A 16,896-nucleotide genomic window follows, 5' to 3' on the forward strand; every position below is an offset into this window, starting at 1 on the left:
TTTGTTTATTCCACACCACAGGAAATCACCATGAAAACTTCGCTGCCGCTGGCCTATCTGGGGGTGATTATCGCCACCTTTTTCTGGGGCACCAACTTCAATGCCGGTGCCTATATCATCGCCCATCAGCCGCCGATCACCGCGTCGATTGAGCGTTTCAGCCTGGCGACGCTGGCGCTGTTGCTATTCTTCGGTCTGCGCGGGCAGTTACGCTTCATTACGCTGAGGAACAACTGGCCGGCCTACCTTGGGCTGGGCGTGCTCGGCTTTACGTTGTTTAACCTGTGCACCTTTTTCGGCCTGCAATCCACCACGCCGATCAACGGTGCGCTGATCCTCGCCACCACGCCGCTGTGGACAATGCTGTTCGGGGTATTTTGGGAGCATGAAAAACTGAGTGGGTCACGCGCCGCCGGCCTGCTGGCGGGTTTTATCGGCGTAACGCTGGTGCTCACCAAAGGCAGCCTGCAAACGCTGTTGCGGTTGGAAATCAACCCCGGCGACGGCATTATCCTGCTCGGCAGCCTGGCCTGGGCGCTGAATATGGTCGGTACCCGGCGGCTGGTGCATAACGCCACCGCCATCGAAACCACCAGCTATTCGATGCTGTTCGGCACGCTGGCACTGCTGCCGCTGGGGTTTATCTTCGAAAACCCGCTGCAAAGTCTGGCGTCAGCCAGCCTCAGCGTGCATGCGGCGGTGGTTTATCTGGCGCTGTGCGGATCGCTGCTGGCCTATCTGCTGTGGTTCAACGGGCTGGAAAAAATCGGCTCGATGCGCACCGCCATTTTCTTCAATCTGGCGCCGGTGTTTACCCTGCTGGTGGCCACCCTCACCGGCACTGCACCCAACGTCTGGCAATTGGCCGGGGCGGTCTGGGTTATCCTCGGCGTGCTGCTGGCCTCCGGCGCAGTAAACCGCCTGGTGCCACGGCACCGGGCCAGCAGACAACTATAGTTTTTTTTATCACCGGCATAAAAAAGCCCAATTTACCTTGCCGTCGGATGGGGAGCATAATGCGTTTATCTTCTGATTTTTCAAGGTAAACAAAGAACGCTTATGCCCCTTTCCGCCCCGTTGATCATCACCGACGCCACGCCGGATGACCTGGCCGCCGTACAACAGATCTACGCCTACCACGTGCTTTACGGCGCGGCATCCTTTGAAGAAACGCCGCCCACCTGTGAAGAAATGCAGCAGCGGTGCAGCAAGGTACAGGAAGCCGGGCTGCCCTGGCTGGTCGCCAAACGGGAAGATCGCGTGGTGGGCTACTGTTACGCCACGCCCTATCGGCCACGCCCGGCCTACCGGTTTACCGTAGAAGACTCGGTGTATATCGCCGAAGGCCTGCAGGGTAACGGCATCGGTAAAGCACTGCTGGCCGAGCTGATCGCTCGTTGCGAACGCGGCCCCTGGCGGCAGATGCTGGCGATCGTCGGCAATGCCGAAGACAATCAAGGCTCGCTGGCCCTGCATCGGAAATTGGGCTTTACCAGCGTGGGTACGCTGAAGGCGGTGGGTTTTAAATTTGGTGACTGGCGCGACACGCATATCATGCAACGCGCACTGGGCGAAGGCGATGCCACGCCGCCTTAATCGTCAATGCGGCGGGCAATTTGCAAAATATCAGCTACAGTAAATAATGATTTCATTAGGTTAGCGAGAGCTCACGTCCCCTTATAACCCCTTGGGAGAGATAAATGAAAATTATTCTGTGGATTATCGCCATTATCTTTATCGTTGGCCTGCTCACCATTACCGGCGTCTTCAAGCTGATCTTCTAAAACTTGCCCGCGCCATCCGGCGCGGGATCGCATCAGGCTTTGAAGCGGCCGCGAATGGCACCCAGAGCCGAAACCACCAGCAGCACCACGCCACCGGCAACCAGGCCGAACACCACGTTGAGCAAAGCGGGGATCGCACCCTGCAGAATATGGCCGAAGGTCGGTACGACGGTAGCGTACGACGCCCAGTCTTCGAACAAATGATGCACCGGAGGCAGACCGTGGGTCAGAATGCCGCCGCCGACCATAAACATGGCGACAGTACCGACGATCGACAGGGTTTTCATCAGGTAAGGCGCGGCACTGACAATGCCATTGCCAATCGAGCGCACCAGCGCGCTGGTTTTTCGGCTCAGGTACAACCCCAGATCGTCAAGCTTGACGATGCCGGCCACGATACCGTAAACACCGATCGTCATCACAATAGCGATGCCGCTCAACACAATCATTTGCTGGCTAAAGCTCGCGCCGGCCACGGTGCCCAAAGTGATGGCGATAATCTCGGCGGACAGCACGAAATCGGTGCGGATCGCCCCTTTCACCTTGCGCTGCTCATAGGCCGCCACGTCTTCATTGGCGTCCAGTTCTTCTTTTTTCTCCTCCCCTTGCTTGCCGTGAGTCAGGCTGTGGAACACTTTTTCAAAGCCTTCGTAACACAGGTAAGCGCCGCCCACCATCAGCAGCGGCGTGATCGCCCAAGGGGCGAATGCGCTGATCAGCAACGCCAGCGGCACCAGAATCAGTTTGTTGATAAACGAACCTTTGGCAACGCTCCACACCACCGGCAGTTCGCGATCGGCCGTGACCCCGCTAACCTGTTGCGCATTCAGCGCCAGATCGTCCCCCAGCACCCCAGCGGTCTTTTTCGCCGCCATTTTTGTCATCAGCGAGACGTCGTCCAGCAGCGAAGCGATGTCGTCGAGTAAAGTCAGTAAGCTACTTCCGGCCAAAATGGTCATCCTTATCAAATTTCATTAAACCCTTGCCCGTTTAGCATAGCGGTAAACGCCCCTGAATGTGTATAAGAGGATGGCGCAGTTAGCCTGCCGGTACGTTCAACTGCCAGGAGAGGCCAAAGCGATCGTTCAGCCAGCCGAAACGCGCGCTGAAGCCGTAATCATCCAGCGGCATCAGCACTTCACCGCCCTCCGCCAGCCGGGCGAATACCCGTTCCAATTCGGCTTCGGTCGCCAAATTAACGTGGAGAGACACCGCCGGGGTAAAGCTGAAATCATGGCTGACCGGGCTGTCGCTAAACACCAGATGCTGTCGGTCAAAGTCTATCGAAGCCTGTTTGATTCGCCGCTGCCCGTCGGGCGTCTCGTCGTAATGCAGCAACTGCTGAACCTTAAAACTGCCGAACAGCCCGCTGTAAAGATCGATAGCCTGCTGGGCGTTGCCCTGAAACAGGATAAAGGTTGCAACCTGGCTCATAGGAATCCTCTCTCGCATACGATAGGGTATTTAGTGATCATAGCGGATGGAGCAACCACCGCAGCCAAAAGGAGGAAAGATGGCAATCACCTATCGCCTGGCACAGACAAAGGATCTGGCCGGCCTTCAGGCGCTGTATCAGGAATTGCGCCCACAGGATCCCCCGCTGCGCCCGGATGCCGCCCAGCGCACTTTACAGCGTTTGCTGGACAACCCGGCAATTCGCCTGGTGGTTACCGCCGACGGTGAACAGCCGATCGCGACCTGCATGCTGGCGATGGTGCCGGGGTTGGTTCATCAGGCTCAGCCGTTCGGTATCATTGAACACGTGGTCACGGCACCGCCGTACCGCGGGCAAGGCATTGCCCTGGCGATGCTGGAATACACCTTGCAACTGGCGTGGCGTAAAGGGTGCTACAAAGTGATGCTGCTTTCCGGCCAGCAGCGCACCGGGGCGCACCAGTTGTATCTGCGCGCCGGATTCGACGGCGATCGGGAAAGGGGTTTTGTCATCAGGCGCCCTGAGGGCCGATAGCGGCCTGCGGTGGAAACCGCAGGCCAGACCGGGATTATTCGGTTTCGTTCTTCGCCAGACGGGCGTCTTTTTGGCGGCGATAGTCGCGGGCAGCGGCCGGGATCGGCGTTACCTTGCCGGTTTCGATCCAGGTGCGCAGGCGGTTGGCGTCAGCAAAATGCGTGTACTTGCCGAACGCGTCGAGCACCACCAGCGATACCGAGCGGCTGCCTATCATGGTGCGCATCGCCAGGCAATGCCCCGCTTCGTTAGTGAAGCCGGTTTTGGTCAGCTGAATGTTCCATTTCGGGTTGTACACCAAATGGTTGGTGTTGCGGAACGGCAGCGTGTAGTTAGGATCCTTGAAGCTCGCCATGCGCTCGGTGGTGGTGCTGAGCTGGCCAATCAACGGATATTGCTTGGTGGCGATCAGCAGCTTGGTCAGGTCACGCGCGGTCGAAACGTTATGAATCGACAACCCGGTCGGCTCCACATAACGGGTATTAGTCATGCCCAGCGATCTCGCCTTGGCGTTCATCGCTTTGATAAAGGCACCGTAACCGCCCGGATAGTGATGCGCCAGGCTGGCGGCGGCGCGGTTTTCCGACGACATCAGCGCCAGCAGCAGCATGTCTTTGCGCGTAATTTCGCTGTTCAGACGTACGCGGGAATAAACGCCTTTCATTTCTGGCGTCTGGTGAATGTCCACCGACAGCATTTCATCCAGCGGCAGATGGGCGTCCAGCGTCACCATGGCGGTCATCAGCTTGGTGATGGAGGCGATCGGCACCACTTCATCCGGATTGCGCGCATACATCACTTTGTGGGTCTGCATATCCACCACCATCGCACTGCCGGAAGCCAGCTCAGGCTGGGCGGCATGGGCGGCGGCGTTATTTTCGCTGGCCAGCGCGCGCGGCGCGATGCCTGCTCCCGCCTGCAAAGCGAGCAGGGTTAGTACCAAAACACGTATTTTCACATGCATTACTCTGTCACTGGAGAAGAGGAAGGTCTTATTTGGCAGAATTATATGTGACGGATCTCAAGTTGGCACTGTGATTATGCGCCCCCATTTGTGACAAATTCTGTCGGACAGAATATTGCGCAAACCGCGAGCGCTCTGGGGTGAGCGCCCGCGAGGGAAAAGTTACAGTGCCGGTTGCCACGCAGACTGCGGCAACAGATACAAACCGGAAGCCTGGCGGGCACCGTCGCCGACGATATGACCAATGCCCGCCGCCATCACCGCCAGCGTCACATCGAAGGCGTTCAGGCTGTCGCCGTAGCCCGCCGTCAGGTTAAACATCGACCCGTTGGCCAGTAAATAGACCTTTTTCTCGCCCAGTTGGTAGGCGTTCACAAACGGCATAGGCTCGCTGTGCGGCAGGTTCTTCAGGAAGCCGACGTCAATTTCGGCCGCCACGTGGCCGACGTTGAGAATAAACACCCCGTCTTTCACCTGTTGCAAATGCTGCGCCGACAGCACATTTTTCGCCCCGGTCGCCGTGGCGATCACGTCCGCCTGGGTAACCGCCGTGGCCAGATCGACCACCGCCCAGCCGTCGTAACGCGCTTGCAATGCCCGCGCCGGATCGATTTCCGCCACGATAACCTGCCCGCCGTAGGCTTTCGCCGCCGCCGCAACGCCCTGCCCAACCAGGCCATAACCAATCACCAGCACGCATTTTTCATGCAGCGTCAGATGCGTGGTCTGGAAGAAGGTGTGCCAGGCGGTGAGGCCGACCATATGACGGTTGTGCAGCCCTTCTTTCACCGGCAGATCGTCCCAATTGAAGATCGGGTAGCGCGGCGCCATGCCGTTCAGCCGGCTGATGCCGGAACCGGTCGCTTCCAGGCCGGCGATAATCTGCGGGCCTTCGGCCGACTGGTGCAGACGGGTCGTCAGATCCGCGCCCATTTCGCACAGGTGGGTCGGTTCCCAGGCCAACGCGCGATCGAAGGATGCCGACCAGTCCGCATCGCTCATGTCACGCCAGGCGTGAGCCTGCGCGCCACGCCGCTCCAGCCAGGCGACCACGTCATCCTGCACCGTGGTCGGGTTGCAGGTGGTCAGATAAATCGCCGCGCCCTTGCCCAGCAGGCCCGCCACCAACGGCGCCATTTTCAGATCCAGGTGCATGTTGCACGCCAACCGCACGCCGTTCAAATCCGGCAACGCCGCAACCGCCGCGCAGGTGCGCGGCATATGGCGCATCGCCCAATCCAGTTCGCTCTCAAAGTCCTGATACATCTGTTGCTCCTTTTACTGCGCCACGCCACGGGGGCATAGCTGAATGAATTAACCGGCGCGGCTCAGGCGCCGCATCGCCTGCGGAGACAGACCGAAGACGCGAATGAATGCCCGCCGCATACGCTCCGGATCGCTAAAACCGACGGCACGGGCGATAACCTCCAGCGCTTCGCCGCTCTCTTCAATCCGCACCCGCGCCGCTTCCACCCGCAGTTGCTCAATCACCTTGGCCGGCGTCTGACCGGTTTCTGCGCGAAACAACCTGCCGAACTGGCGTTCGCTCAGGCAAGCGGCATCGGCCAGATCCGTCACCCTGAGCGGCTGATGCAGATGCTCACGGGCGTAAGAAAGTGCGCTGCGGATCCGGTCTGAAGAAGGATTAAGCGCCAGCAGCAGTGAATACTGCGACTGCCCGCCAGGACGGCGGTGATACACCACCAGTTGCCGCGCCACGTTGGCCGCCACCTCTGCGCCGAGGTCCTCTTCAATCATCGCCAGCGCCAGATCGATGCCTGCGCTGATGCCGGCAGAGGTCCAGAGGGCACCGTCGCGAATAAAAATGCGGTTGCTGTCGACGCGAATACGCGGATAGCGCTGCTGCAACCGTGCGGCGTGGAACCAATGGGTGGTGGCGCGCTTGCCTTCCAGCAACCCGGCGGCCGCCAGAATAAATGCCCCGGTACACACGCTGGCCATGCGCCGCACCTGCCGGCTCTGCTGCTGCAACATCGCGATCAACGCCGGGGACTCCGCCGCCGCCACGTTGCCGCGGCCACCGGCAATCAGCAGCGTATCAAAACGGCCCCCCTCCAATGGCTGGGTCATCACAGCCACGCCGGACGAACCGATCACCATTCCGCCTGCCTGCGAAACCGGCAAACAACGGTATGCCGGGGCATCGGCGAACCGATCGGCCTGCTCGAAAGCCGCCAGCGGCCCCGCAAAATCCAGCAGGTTAAAATCGGGAAAGATCACAAAACCGATGTTTTTCATTATGGCGTTTTTTGAGGGTTATATGGCATACCAGCCAAAAACAGGGCAGCTATTATTACCCAGTTCAAAGGACAAAACTGAGGCGAATATCATGTCTGCACCATTAGTGATAGTTTTTCCGATCTATCAGGGCGTTACCCAGTTGGATTTCACCGGCCCGCTGCAATTTCTGCGGCGTATGCCTGATGCTGAAATTATCGTCGCCTCGGTCGGCGGTGCGGACGTCAGTTCTGAGGGGCTGCATTTCTCTCGGCTGCAAAGGCTGGAGGACGTCACGCACTGCGATGTCCTGTGCGTGCCGGGCGGCAGTGGCTGCACCCAGGCGCTACTGGATGAAAACTTCATGCGGCAGATCCACCGGTTGGGAACCCACGCTCGCTATCTGACCTCGGTGTGCACCGGTTCGCTGATCCTGGCCGCCGCCGGACTGTTGCAAGGCAAGCGCGCTGCCTGCCATTGGTCGATGCGTGAAAGCCTGACGCTGTTCGGCGCTATCCCCAGCAGTGCGCGGGTGGAGCGCGACGGCAACGTGATCACCGGTGGTGGCGTAACCGCCGGCATCGACTTCGCCCTGACACTGATAGCCGAGCTGCACGGTGAAGAAACCGCGCAAATGATCCAGTTGTATCTGGAGTATGCCCCGGCACCGCCGTTCCTGGGAGGAACGCCAGAGCTGGCGCCTGCGGGGATCCTGGCGCGAGTAGAGGAAACAATGGCGGACAACCTGCAACAACGCCGGGCGCTGGTCGCGCAGATAGCCGCCCGCCGCTGACGAGCTGGGCGTATACTTAACCTTATGTGTTAAAGACATAGGGGATCAGAATGGCGGATTTAGCCCACTACATTACGGATTACGGCTACTGGGCGCTGTTTATCGGCTGCCTGGCCGAGGGGGAAACCATCACGTTGCTGGGCGGCATTGCCGCGCATCAGGGGCTGTTGCATCTGCCTTGGGTGATTGCGGTGGTGGCGCTGGGTGGCACGCTGGGGGATCAATTGCTGTTCTTTCTGGGCCGCCGCTTCGGCGGGAAGGTGATTTCACGGATGAAAAGCCAGGAAAAGCGCATCGAGCGCGCCAACAAGCTGATTGCCCGCCACCCGATGCTGTTCGTGATCGGCGTGCGCTTTATGTACGGCTTTCGCATTATCGGCCCGGTGCTGATCGGCGCCAGCAAGTTGCCGCCCTCACGCTTTGTGCCGCTGAACATTCTGGGTGCCATTCTGTGGGCGACAATTTTCGTGCTGCTGGGTTATTTCGGCGGTGAAGCCATCGCCCGCTTTATTTCCGGCTTCGACAAAAGGCTGACCAGCCTGCTGTTCTGCGCGCTGGTGATCGCCGCCATCCTGCTGTTGCGCTTCTGGTGGCGGCGTCGCCACGCCGATTAAGGCTATTTATTGAGCATCAGCTTCAGGCCGAGCAAGGCCAGCACGCCGCCGCCCAAGCGATCGAACCAGGCTTTAAAACGCAGGTAAGTGCGGCGCGGGCGCGGCGATGACAGCACAAACGCCACAAAGGCGTACCACAGGACGTCGACCGTCAAGGCAATCACCGGCAACACCACGTACATCAGCGGCGAAATTTTATGGCTGAGCAGCGCGGCGAACACGCTACCGAACACGATAGCAGTGTTCGGGTTGCCGAGTTGGGTCAGCAACCCCGTGGTAAACGCCTTGCGAAACCCCAGATGCCGCTCGCCGACCGCCTCCACGTTCAGCGGCCGACTGGCCCCGCGCAGCATTTTAAACGCCAAATAGACAAGATACGCGCCGCCCAGCACTTTCAGCGTGGTGTACAACCACGGCAGCGCCAGCAGCAGCGACTGCAATCCCAGCAGTGCGATCAAGGCAAAGATAAAACAACCGACGCCCATGCCTAACGCCACCGCCATGCCGTCGCGGCGCGAAGAAGCAACCGCGGTGCGCGCCACCAAAATAAAACTTTGCCCCGGGCTCATCGCCCCGAGCGTTATCGCCCCGGTAATGCTCAATACCGATAATGCCGTTTCACTCATCATGCTTGCGGTACTCCCTTAACTATCCCCTGCTCAAAGTAGCGCAGCGACGAAAATAAAAGCAATGAATACGGGGATCATTCAACCTGAGTCGCATCGCGCATCAGCGCGACCAGCTCGCGCGCGGCCTTGTCCAGCGGCGCATTCTTCAGCCAAACCAGGTGTATCGGCAACCGCAGCTCGTTTTTGGTATTTTTGAATTTCAGCCGGATTAACCTCCCCTGAGCCAACAGCGGCGCAGTCAGCGACAGCGGGAAATTGCCCCAGCCCAATCCGGCCTCAACCATGTTCAGCGCCATCGGCAGGCTGTCGGTGCGCCAGTAAGATTCCGCTACCCGCGGCCGCAGATCGACGATGGGCAGATCGCGGCTGGCCACCATAATCTGCCGCACGTTGACCAGGTCCTCGAAAAACAGCTCGTCCGCCGCTCCTTTTAGCGCCGGGTGGCATGGCGATAGCGTGGCGACCAGCGATTCCGCCCCCACAAAATGGAACTGCTCCTGGCTGTTGACGTTAAGCCCGCCAAACGCCAGGCAAACGCCAACCCTGCCCTGATGCAGCATATGCAACACGTCATCTTGCGGGGCGGTCAGCACTTCGATGTTCAGCAACGGATAACGCTCCGCCAGCGTTTTGATCGCCGCCAGCAGGCCGCTGCCGTTGATGTCCGAAGCGACGCCTATCGACAGCGTACTCTCCAGCCCCTGCGACAGCTCGATGGCGTGGTTTTGCAATTGTTTAAGTTGGTCGGCAATCAGCCGCGCATGCGGCGCCAGCGCCAGTGCCAGCGCGGTCGGCACAGGTTCGCGGTGCGACCGGTCAAACAGCGGGAAGCCCAGTTCCGCCTCCATGTTGGCGATCCCCATACTGACCGCCGAAGGCACGCGCCGCAGCGAACGGGCGGCGGCGGAGAACGAACCCCGATCCAATACCGCCAAAAACAGCTCAATGTTATCGCTGGAAAAGTTCATTGCGTTACCTGTCAGTAAAACTGACAGCTCCTGACTTTTTCTATCAATGTGATTGACGTTATCTTAGCCGCTACGACCTGAGAAACCACCAAAAATAACGCAGGAGAACATGATGCAAGGCGTTAAACGCAAACTGGTGTATGTCACCGCTTATGAAATTATCGGCATGGCGATCTCCGCTTTGGGGCTGGCGCTGCTTTCCGGCAGCGCACCCAGCAGCACCGGGCCGCTGGCGGTGATCATCACCACCATCGCCGTAAGCTGGAATTTCATCTACAACTCGCTGTTTGAGCGGTGGGAAAGCCGCCAGACGTCACGCACCCGCACGCTAAAGCGCCGTATTGCGCACGCCGTGGGGTTTCAACTGACGCTGGTGGTGTACCTGATCCCGCTGATCGCCTGGTGGATGGGGATTTCACTGCTGGAAGCGCTGCTGCTGGATATGGCGCTGATCGTCATTATCCCCTGCTATACCTTCGTGTTTAACTGGGCGTTCGACCTGCTTTTCGGTCTGCCTGCCTCGGCTCTGCCGGCCGGGGAATCTGCCTAAAAAATCGCCGTTAATCCCCTCGCCTGCGGGCTATAATCGCCGCAGGCCACAAAAATCTTATTTCTCCCCTTCTTTCACGCCTCGAAAAATAAGCAAAACCCCCTGCAATTTGCACGGTAATTAATATTTTGTGATTTTCGTCACTTTTTATTCCTCGATATTTCCGTGTTGATAAAACCACACATCTTATTGAATAATATATTCTTTTGTATATGGAATAAAAAATAAACACAATTGATCACGATTTATACGCAGGATTTTTTGCCACATTTACGGAGAAAAGGTAGCATGCCTCGCCGTTATTTAATGATGGCTGTACATATAATATACCCTATGGGTTTCAAGTTGCAGCCAGGCGGCCAGCTCGCTTATCCCCAGGCGCTTACTCCGGTAAGTAACTGGGGTAAGCCAGTGCAGCCAACAACGCTGCAGCTTGAAAGACGACGGGTATAAAACAACAGAATGATGCCACGACTTCATTCTCATAACGATTGGCAAAAGCAATCGTTTGCTCTCGTCCGAGAGCTGGGTAACCCTATAGACAGGTAAACAGGACGGATGATGCAATCACATAAAAAAACCGATCATGACAAACACGCCGCCAGAAGACGTTGGTTAGACTCACATGAATCCGGTTATCACAAAAGCATGGGCAACCGCCAGATACAGATGATCGCCATCGGCGGTTCCATTGGCACCGGCTTGTTCCTCGGCACCGGCGGCCGGCTGGAAATGGCCGGCCCGGCGCTGGCGCTGGTCTATCTGGTGTGCGGGATCTTCTCTTTCTTCATTCTCCGCGCACTGGGCGAGTTGGTGCTGCACCGCCCTTCCAGCGGCAGCTTTGTTTCTTATGCCCGCGAATTTCTCGGCGAAAAAGCCTCTTATGTCGCCGGCTGGATGTATTTCCTCAACTGGGCGATGACCGGTATCGTCGACATCACTGCGGTCGCGCTGTACATGCACTACTGGGGCACTTTCGCCGACGTGCCGCAATGGCTGTTCGCGCTCTGCGCCCTTGGGGTGGTCGCCACCATGAACATGATCGGCGTGAAGTGGTTCGCCGAAATGGAGTTTTGGTTTGCGCTGATTAAAGTGGCCGCCATTGCCATTTTCCTGGTGGTCGGCGTGGTGTTCCTGGGTACGGGCACGCCGGTGGCGGGTAACACTACCGGCCTGCACCTGATCACCGAAAACGGCGGCATGTTCCCGCACGGCTTGCTGCCCGCGCTGGTGCTGGTGCAAGGGGTGATCTTCGCCTTCGCCGGCATTGAGCTGATCGGCACCGCCGCCGGCGAATGCAAAGATCCGGCAAAAATGCTGCCGAAGGCGATTAACAGCGTGATCTGGCGTATCGGCCTGTTCTACGTCGGTTCCGTGGTGCTGCTGGTGCTGCTGCTGCCGTGGAATGCCTATCAGGCCGGTCAAAGCCCGTTCGTCACCTTCTTCAGTAAATTGGGCGTGCCCTATATCGGCACCATCATGAACATCGTGGTGCTGACCGCCGCGCTCTCCAGCCTGAACTCCGGCCTGTACTCCACCGGCCGTATTCTGCGTTCGCTGTCGATGGGCGGCTCCGCGCCGAAATTCATGTCCAAGATGAGCAGCCAGCAAGTGCCTTACGCCGGTATTCTGGTGACCTGTGGCATCTATGTGCTCGGCGTAGTGCTGAACTATCTGGTGCCTTCTCAGGTGTTTGAAATCGTGCTGAACATCGCCTCACTGGGCATTATCAGCTCCTGGGCATTTATCATCGTCTGCCAAATGCGCTTGCGCAAAGCCGTGCGGGAAGGCCGCGCCAAACCGGTCACCTTCAAAATGCCCGGTGCGCCGGTCACTTCCTGGTTGACGTTGGCGTTCCTGCTGGCGGTCGTGGTGATGATGGCGTTCGATTACCCGAACGGCACCTGGACCATCGCCACCATTCCGGTGCTGGTCGTGCTGCTGGTGCTGGGCTGGTTCGGCCTGCGCAAGCGCGCGCAGGAAGTGAAGCTGGAACAACAGGCGCACGAAGAAGCCCACCACTGAGTCTCTCAACTGCCCCCACCGGGGCAGTTTTTTTATCCGTTACAGCCGGCCGTAAAATGTCATGCGGGCGCTCTCCGACAGCGCGATATCCGGCTGGGCGTTATAGGCCAGCACCACCAGCATGCGGGTGGTATCGCCTTCGGTCGGCGTAACCCGGTGCATGGCATTGCGCCCGCGAAACAGCACCAAATCCCCCTCCTCCATCGCCAGCGTCTTCACCGCACGCTCGCCGTCCAACACCTGGGTTACTCCCGCGTAATTCATCTCGCCGCGATCGGCATCGCGCAGGTTTTCCACATACTCAAACCGGCCGCCGGCCTGCGGTTTTTGGATCAGGAGCGTGATGGCGAATGAGGAGTTATCAAAATGCCAGCCCAGTTCCTGCCCGCGATGCGCGTAGTGCAGGTTGATCGACGACAGCCGATCGGCGTAGGGATAAAGCTGTTGCTCTTCCAGCACCGCACAGAGGAAATCGCGGAAAGGCTGGGCATCATACAGCGTGCGCAGCGGCGACTGTGCCGGGATATCCTCGTCGGTAATGCAGCCCTTGGACGACACCACCTGCCGGTTGCGCGCATGGTCGGCAGGCAGGCTTTCATCCTGCGGTTTCAGGTATACGTTATGCTTGCTGGCGGCATAAAACGCCGCTGGGCTGTGCTCCGCACCTTCGAGACGGACGGTCGCCAGCGCAGCGGCGGTCAGAAAGCCCCGCAGCACCAGCGCACCCGCCGTGTCCAGCGTCGCTTTGCAGCGGGCCTGAAAGCCAGCGTCGCCAATCGGGTTGGCGGATAAATCAACGATATTAGCGAGTTGCTGCATGAGAAGCTCCTGAAGGCTTAGCGGCCGGATACCCCACTGTAGCGAATGTCGCATTGCCGTAATAACAAAAATGCGTTAAGGATGAGGTAACCCATTCTTAACGATAGCCGCCATGAACGCACCTTCCCGCAGCCGCCTGCCCAAACTGAGCGCCATTTTGGCGTTTGAAACCGCCGCCCGTACCGGCAGCCTGGCCAGAGCGGCAGACAGCCTGGCGCTGACCGCCGCCGCCGTCAGCCAGCAAATCCGCCAGCTTGAACAGCATCTGGGCATTCAACTGTTTACCCGCGCCAAAAGCGGCGTGACGCTAACCGAACAGGGCGCGGATTATCTGGCCTATGTGCAGGAAGCGTTCGAGACGCTGCGCGTGGCGCAGCAGCATGTCGATCGCCAACGGGGCCAGGAAACCCTGACGATCTTTGCGCTACCGGCGCTGGCGTCAAAATGGCTGAACCCGGCGATTGGCGATTGGCTGGCACGCCAGCCGCAGCTGGATATCCGCCTGCACGCCACCCATGCCACGGTGGATTTCGCCGCCTCGGCGGCGGACTTTGCATTGTGCTTTGGCGATCAGGACTATCCGCTGCTGGAAAAAGTGCAGTTGTTTCAGGATGGCGTGCAGCCGGTGTGCAGCCCGCAACGGCAGGCCGCAGGCGACTGGGCCCGGCAACCGCTGATTCATGTCGATTGGGGCAAAGAGAGCCAGTTCCTGCCGGGTTGGCATGAGTGGTTCACCGCCGCCGGGCTACCGCCGCCGCAGCGACGGGGCCTGACCTATAACCTGACCTCGCTGGCGATTGATGCGGCGGTAGCAGGCCACGGCATTTTGCTCGGCCAACAAAGCTTGATCCAACGCGAACTGGCTAACGGCACGCTGGTGCCGCTGGCAGAAACGGTGCTGCCTCTCAGCAAGCCTTACTACGTGGTCTATCCGCAGCGCACGCTGGACAAGCCCAAAGCGGCGGAGTTTTTGGCCTGGCTGCAAAACCTCGCACCGCCGAATCCCGGCGGACTATCGTTCTAACCGCCGCAGCGGCTACCGGCCCTGGACATCATCTCGCCCAGCAGCAGGTTGGTCGCACGCGGCAGAAAAACCTCATTGCCGGCACCGGGGGTCAGCGTCAGTTCGCCAATGTAGAGCCGCTCGGGGGTGAGATAAAAATCGACGCGGCAATAGTCGAGATCCGCCGCTACGGCTTTGGCTACCTGGATCATCTCATCCCAGAATGCAGGTTTCGCCCGCAACGTATTGATCTGCGGAATATCATTCTGAATAAAAAAGCAGGGATGAGCGTGCTCGTCCAAAAATTCCAGCGAAGTGGGCTCAGGCCCGCCGCGCAGCAATTCAACAAAAAGATAAGATTGATTGCCGTTAAAAACATGTACCTTGTAGTCAATCAACTCCCCGCTGCACTCGATATCCAGCAACGCCTCGACGATAATTTTTTGCGGAATAGTGGCGTAATGTTTTTCACGAAACCGTTTCCAATAGGTTATTTCAGACCATCCATTAAGAATATTCATAATATCCAGATAGCTAATCTGACTTTTATCTTTGACTATTTTCACCTGCTGAGAGGCATTATTGGTTTTGATGACAAACGATTGTGGCAGGGAAAGGTAGTCCTGTTCGGTAAAGTCATCGGTGGTCATAATGATGGGCGTTAGGTAATTTTCCGATACCCGCTGTGAAATATACGCTCTTACCGCCACCTTATCCGCCAACAGGCTGAAATCACGCTGCGGATAACGCATACGTTGATAAATTTTCTCGGAAAATGTCTTGGGGTTTTTGAAGTTCACCCAAGAGCCATGAGCAAGATAATGGCTAATTTGATAATAAATAGCATCGGGTGCGACCCGATAGAGCCGTTTTGCGAGTTTTCTCATTTTTCTGTTTCTTCCATGAAGATAGCATACGGAGAAATGCTTTTAACATTCCGATTATTGCCGCTCAATTATAAAACCTTGCGCCCCCACCGTTACAAGGGCTACGGGAATAATCGGATGATTCTTATTACAGAATGCGACAGGGAAAAGCGCTAATGCAATTGAAATTCATAGATATCAACATAGTGAAAAACGCATTCTGGATGATATCTGAAAAAATGGTCTCTATTCTGGGCGTCATTTTTATCACAGCCTATATGGCGAAATATATTGGCCCGGAAAGTTTCGGCAAGATCACCTTCGCTACCGCCATTTTCGCCATTACCCAAACGCTGGCGTTGCTGGGCTCCGACACCGTGCTATTCAAACGCATTAGCCGCAACCCGCGCTCCGGCACCGCATTGATGTTTTCCACCAACCGCCTGCGCCAGGGCTGCTTTATCCTGTTTTCCGCCGCCATCCTGCTTTACACCGGTTTACGGGACGACTTCATTACCTTCTACTTTTGCGCCGCCACCTTTATCGCCGGCTTTTTCTCGCTCAGGGACGTGTTCACCATTTACCACGACGCCCGGCTGGAGTCGCGCTTCAACACGCTGGCTAACGTTGCCGGCTTGGGCAGCGCCCTGCTGGCGCGTTACCTGATCGTTTATTTTGATCTGCATCTGTATTTCCTGGCGATCCCCATTGTGATGGTTTATCTGATCCCTTATCTGATCCGCCACCACCTTTATCATCGCCGCCACCCGCGCTTTACCGCCCCCGCCCGCGTTCGACGCAAATATGTGCGCTATCTGCTCGCCAGCGGGCTGCCGCTGGCGGTCTCCAACGTTTCCATCGCCATTTACACCCGGCTGGCGCAGCTGTTCCTGATGTGGTTCGTTTCCGCCGAAGCGCTGGGCATTTATTCCGTCGCCATCACGCTGGCCACCGCCTGGATGTTCGTCACCAATGCAGTGATCTCCTCATTTTTCGCCAAGATATTCGCTTACCGCCGTGACGACGCGGTGCGCGCCGCCGCCAAACTGAATGGGCTGGTGCTGGCGATCGCTGCCGCGATCGTGGCAGGCATCGTTTTGCTCGGCAAACCGGTGATCGTGCTGCTGTACGGGGAGCAATATCTGGCAGCCTATCCGGCCATGGGCGTGCTGGCGGTAGCCACGCTGCTTTCGGCACTCGGCACCCTGGCCTATAAATACATTGTGATGTTCTCGGGCTACGGCTTCCTGTCGAAGAAGATGTTCCTGGTGTTTATCATCAATATCCCGCTTTCTTATTGCCTGATCCGCCAGTACGGCATCATGGGCGCCGCCTACAGCACCCTGCTGACCGAACTGCTGTCGCTGACCCTGCTCAACTACATCTTCCGCCGCGGCGTGGTCTTGCAAATGCACCTGCGCTCGCTGAACCCGCTCACTTATCTTCGCCGTACCCCGCGGGCCGGCTAACCATCACCACCCGTAACAGATTGCCGTTAGCCCGCTGGCAGCGGGCACAACGTTCACGGCTTAACCTGCCTTGCCCCTCTTGCTAAGTTTCTCCCACAGGCCGGGAGATTTAAAAGTGCATCGTCCTCGGCCTGCACACTTTTATTTTCAATACACCACTGTGCTACTGCAATTATGACCTTGCAGTAACCTGCATCATCGAAAT

At 57.9% G+C, this 16,896-nt stretch carries 19 protein-coding genes; 10 read left to right on the forward strand and 9 right to left on the reverse strand.

Annotated elements, in window-relative coordinates; genetic code table 11:
- Positions 1-30 precede the first annotated feature (30 nt).
- From ACUTSW_RS09160 to ACUTSW_RS09170, 3 genes are all read left to right on the forward strand, one after another.
- A complete protein-coding gene (locus ACUTSW_RS09160; RefSeq protein WP_197928045.1) occupies positions 31-957 on the forward strand; it encodes a DMT family transporter in 927 nt (308 codons plus the stop codon).
- Between the two features lie 102 nt (positions 958-1,059).
- The gene (locus ACUTSW_RS09165) at positions 1,060-1,596 is read left to right on the forward strand and encodes a GNAT family N-acetyltransferase (RefSeq protein ID WP_445584231.1); all 537 of its coding nucleotides are present in this window, start codon (positions 1,060-1,062) and stop codon (positions 1,594-1,596) included.
- A 104-nt stretch (positions 1,597-1,700) separates the two neighbouring features.
- On the forward strand, positions 1,701-1,784 hold the full coding sequence (locus tag ACUTSW_RS09170; RefSeq protein ID WP_017346848.1) for a membrane protein: 84 nt from the start codon (positions 1,701-1,703) through the stop codon (positions 1,782-1,784).
- Between the two features lie 32 nt (positions 1,785-1,816).
- On the opposite strand, the gene ACUTSW_RS09175 is transcribed toward ACUTSW_RS09170, so the two are convergent.
- Together ACUTSW_RS09175 and ACUTSW_RS09180 are read right to left on the reverse strand one after the other, a co-directional pair.
- Positions 1,817-2,734 carry a DUF808 domain-containing protein gene (locus ACUTSW_RS09175; protein WP_445584232.1) on the reverse strand — a complete coding sequence of 306 codons (918 nt, stop codon included), beginning with the start codon at positions 2,732-2,734 and terminating at the stop codon, positions 1,817-1,819.
- Positions 2,735-2,822: 88 nt separating this feature from the next.
- Entirely contained in the window at positions 2,823-3,218 is a 396-nt protein-coding gene (locus ACUTSW_RS09180; RefSeq protein WP_445584233.1) for a VOC family protein, read from the reverse strand.
- 79 nt (positions 3,219-3,297) lie between these two features.
- On the opposite strand from ACUTSW_RS09180, the gene ACUTSW_RS09185 reads away from it, so the two are divergent.
- Complete coding sequence (locus ACUTSW_RS09185; protein ID WP_062869999.1) at positions 3,298-3,753, forward strand: GNAT family N-acetyltransferase; 456 nt, start codon at positions 3,298-3,300, stop codon at positions 3,751-3,753.
- Between the two features lie 34 nt (positions 3,754-3,787).
- Here the strand turns inward: ACUTSW_RS09185 and pbpG are convergent, their stop codons facing one another.
- The 3 genes from pbpG to ACUTSW_RS09200 all read right to left on the reverse strand — a co-directional run bounded on the left by pbpG (position 3,788) and on the right by ACUTSW_RS09200 (position 6,976).
- Positions 3,788-4,717 (reverse strand): D-alanyl-D-alanine endopeptidase, encoded by a 930-nt coding sequence (gene pbpG, locus ACUTSW_RS09190; RefSeq protein ID WP_062869998.1) that lies wholly within the window; start codon positions 4,715-4,717, stop codon positions 3,788-3,790.
- Between the two features lie 162 nt (positions 4,718-4,879).
- On the reverse strand, positions 4,880-5,983 hold the full coding sequence (locus ACUTSW_RS09195; protein ID WP_445584234.1) for an adenosylhomocysteinase: 1,104 nt from the start codon (positions 5,981-5,983) through the stop codon (positions 4,880-4,882).
- Between the two features lie 48 nt (positions 5,984-6,031).
- The gene (locus ACUTSW_RS09200) at positions 6,032-6,976 is read right to left on the reverse strand and encodes a GlxA family transcriptional regulator (protein ID WP_445584235.1); all 945 of its coding nucleotides are present in this window, start codon (positions 6,974-6,976) and stop codon (positions 6,032-6,034) included.
- 91 nt (positions 6,977-7,067) lie between these two features.
- On the opposite strand from ACUTSW_RS09200, the gene ACUTSW_RS09205 reads away from it, so the two are divergent.
- Together ACUTSW_RS09205 and ACUTSW_RS09210 are read left to right on the forward strand one after the other, a co-directional pair.
- On the forward strand, positions 7,068-7,748 hold the full coding sequence (locus ACUTSW_RS09205; RefSeq protein ID WP_445584236.1) for a DJ-1/PfpI family protein: 681 nt from the start codon (positions 7,068-7,070) through the stop codon (positions 7,746-7,748).
- Positions 7,749-7,798: 50 nt separating this feature from the next.
- Positions 7,799-8,362 carry a DedA family protein gene (locus tag ACUTSW_RS09210; protein WP_004941969.1) on the forward strand — a complete coding sequence of 188 codons (564 nt, stop codon included), beginning with the start codon at positions 7,799-7,801 and terminating at the stop codon, positions 8,360-8,362.
- A gap of 2 nt (positions 8,363-8,364) precedes the next feature.
- On the opposite strand, the gene ACUTSW_RS09215 is transcribed toward ACUTSW_RS09210, so the two are convergent.
- On the reverse strand, positions 8,365-8,988 hold the full coding sequence (locus ACUTSW_RS09215; protein ID WP_183130029.1) for a LysE family translocator: 624 nt from the start codon (positions 8,986-8,988) through the stop codon (positions 8,365-8,367).
- 77 nt (positions 8,989-9,065) lie between these two features.
- On the reverse strand, positions 9,066-9,959 hold the full coding sequence (locus ACUTSW_RS09220; RefSeq protein WP_062869993.1) for a LysR family transcriptional regulator: 894 nt from the start codon (positions 9,957-9,959) through the stop codon (positions 9,066-9,068).
- A gap of 112 nt (positions 9,960-10,071) precedes the next feature.
- On the opposite strand from ACUTSW_RS09220, the gene ACUTSW_RS09225 reads away from it, so the two are divergent.
- Together ACUTSW_RS09225 and ansP are read left to right on the forward strand one after the other, a co-directional pair.
- Positions 10,072-10,509: a PACE efflux transporter gene (locus tag ACUTSW_RS09225; RefSeq protein ID WP_006324198.1), complete on the forward strand. Its 438-nt coding sequence runs from the start codon at positions 10,072-10,074 to the stop codon at positions 10,507-10,509.
- A 561-nt stretch (positions 10,510-11,070) separates the two neighbouring features.
- Positions 11,071-12,534 (forward strand): L-asparagine permease, encoded by a 1,464-nt coding sequence (gene ansP / locus ACUTSW_RS09230; RefSeq protein ID WP_004941963.1) that lies wholly within the window; start codon positions 11,071-11,073, stop codon positions 12,532-12,534.
- 39 nt (positions 12,535-12,573) lie between these two features.
- Here the strand turns inward: ansP and ACUTSW_RS09235 are convergent, their stop codons facing one another.
- A complete protein-coding gene (locus ACUTSW_RS09235) occupies positions 12,574-13,353 on the reverse strand; it encodes a HalD/BesD family halogenase (protein ID WP_445584237.1) in 780 nt (259 codons plus the stop codon).
- A gap of 112 nt (positions 13,354-13,465) precedes the next feature.
- On the opposite strand from ACUTSW_RS09235, the gene ACUTSW_RS09240 reads away from it, so the two are divergent.
- A complete protein-coding gene (locus ACUTSW_RS09240) occupies positions 13,466-14,377 on the forward strand; it encodes a LysR substrate-binding domain-containing protein (RefSeq protein WP_445584238.1) in 912 nt (303 codons plus the stop codon).
- Here ACUTSW_RS09240 and ACUTSW_RS09245 read toward each other — a convergent pair.
- Positions 14,374-15,243 (reverse strand): ATP-grasp fold amidoligase family protein, encoded by an 870-nt coding sequence (locus ACUTSW_RS09245; protein WP_445584239.1) that lies wholly within the window; start codon positions 15,241-15,243, stop codon positions 14,374-14,376. The genes ACUTSW_RS09240 and ACUTSW_RS09245 overlap by 4 nt on opposite strands.
- A 155-nt stretch (positions 15,244-15,398) precedes the next feature.
- On the opposite strand from ACUTSW_RS09245, the gene ACUTSW_RS09250 reads away from it, so the two are divergent.
- A complete protein-coding gene (locus ACUTSW_RS09250) occupies positions 15,399-16,691 on the forward strand; it encodes an oligosaccharide flippase family protein (protein WP_445584240.1) in 1,293 nt (430 codons plus the stop codon).
- The last annotated feature ends 205 nt before the right edge of the window (positions 16,692-16,896 follow it).

The organism is Serratia sp. TSA_198.1 (assembly GCF_052686505.1).

Excerpts from the sequence above, each read along its gene's own strand:
- ACUTSW_RS09195 (WP_445584234.1), bottom strand. The coding sequence starts at position 5,983 with ATGTATCAGGACTTTGAGAGCGAACTGGATTGGGCGATGCGCCATATG.
- ACUTSW_RS09165 (WP_445584231.1), top strand. The coding sequence starts at position 1,060 with ATGCCCCTTTCCGCCCCGTTGATCATCACCGACGCCACGCCGGATGAC.
- ACUTSW_RS09240 (WP_445584238.1), top strand. The coding sequence starts at position 13,466 with ATGAACGCACCTTCCCGCAGCCGCCTGCCCAAACTGAGCGCCATTTTG.
- ACUTSW_RS09235 (WP_445584237.1), bottom strand. The coding sequence starts at position 13,353 with ATGCAGCAACTCGCTAATATCGTTGATTTATCCGCCAACCCGATTGGC.
- ACUTSW_RS09215 (WP_183130029.1), bottom strand. The coding sequence starts at position 8,988 with ATGAGTGAAACGGCATTATCGGTATTGAGCATTACCGGGGCGATAACG.
- ansP (WP_004941963.1), top strand. The coding sequence starts at position 11,071 with ATGCAATCACATAAAAAAACCGATCATGACAAACACGCCGCCAGAAGA.
- ACUTSW_RS09185 (WP_062869999.1), top strand. The coding sequence starts at position 3,298 with ATGGCAATCACCTATCGCCTGGCACAGACAAAGGATCTGGCCGGCCTT.
- ACUTSW_RS09225 (WP_006324198.1), top strand. The coding sequence starts at position 10,072 with ATGCAAGGCGTTAAACGCAAACTGGTGTATGTCACCGCTTATGAAATT.
- ACUTSW_RS09245 (WP_445584239.1), bottom strand. The coding sequence starts at position 15,243 with ATGAGAAAACTCGCAAAACGGCTCTATCGGGTCGCACCCGATGCTATT.
- ACUTSW_RS09160 (WP_197928045.1), top strand. The coding sequence starts at position 31 with ATGAAAACTTCGCTGCCGCTGGCCTATCTGGGGGTGATTATCGCCACC.
- ACUTSW_RS09170 (WP_017346848.1), top strand. The coding sequence starts at position 1,701 with ATGAAAATTATTCTGTGGATTATCGCCATTATCTTTATCGTTGGCCTG.
- ACUTSW_RS09205 (WP_445584236.1), top strand. The coding sequence starts at position 7,068 with ATGTCTGCACCATTAGTGATAGTTTTTCCGATCTATCAGGGCGTTACC.
- ACUTSW_RS09250 (WP_445584240.1), top strand. The coding sequence starts at position 15,399 with ATGCAATTGAAATTCATAGATATCAACATAGTGAAAAACGCATTCTGG.
- ACUTSW_RS09220 (WP_062869993.1), bottom strand. The coding sequence starts at position 9,959 with ATGAACTTTTCCAGCGATAACATTGAGCTGTTTTTGGCGGTATTGGAT.
- pbpG (WP_062869998.1), bottom strand. The coding sequence starts at position 4,717 with ATGCATGTGAAAATACGTGTTTTGGTACTAACCCTGCTCGCTTTGCAG.
- ACUTSW_RS09200 (WP_445584235.1), bottom strand. The coding sequence starts at position 6,976 with ATGAAAAACATCGGTTTTGTGATCTTTCCCGATTTTAACCTGCTGGAT.
- ACUTSW_RS09180 (WP_445584233.1), bottom strand. The coding sequence starts at position 3,218 with ATGAGCCAGGTTGCAACCTTTATCCTGTTTCAGGGCAACGCCCAGCAG.
- ACUTSW_RS09210 (WP_004941969.1), top strand. The coding sequence starts at position 7,799 with ATGGCGGATTTAGCCCACTACATTACGGATTACGGCTACTGGGCGCTG.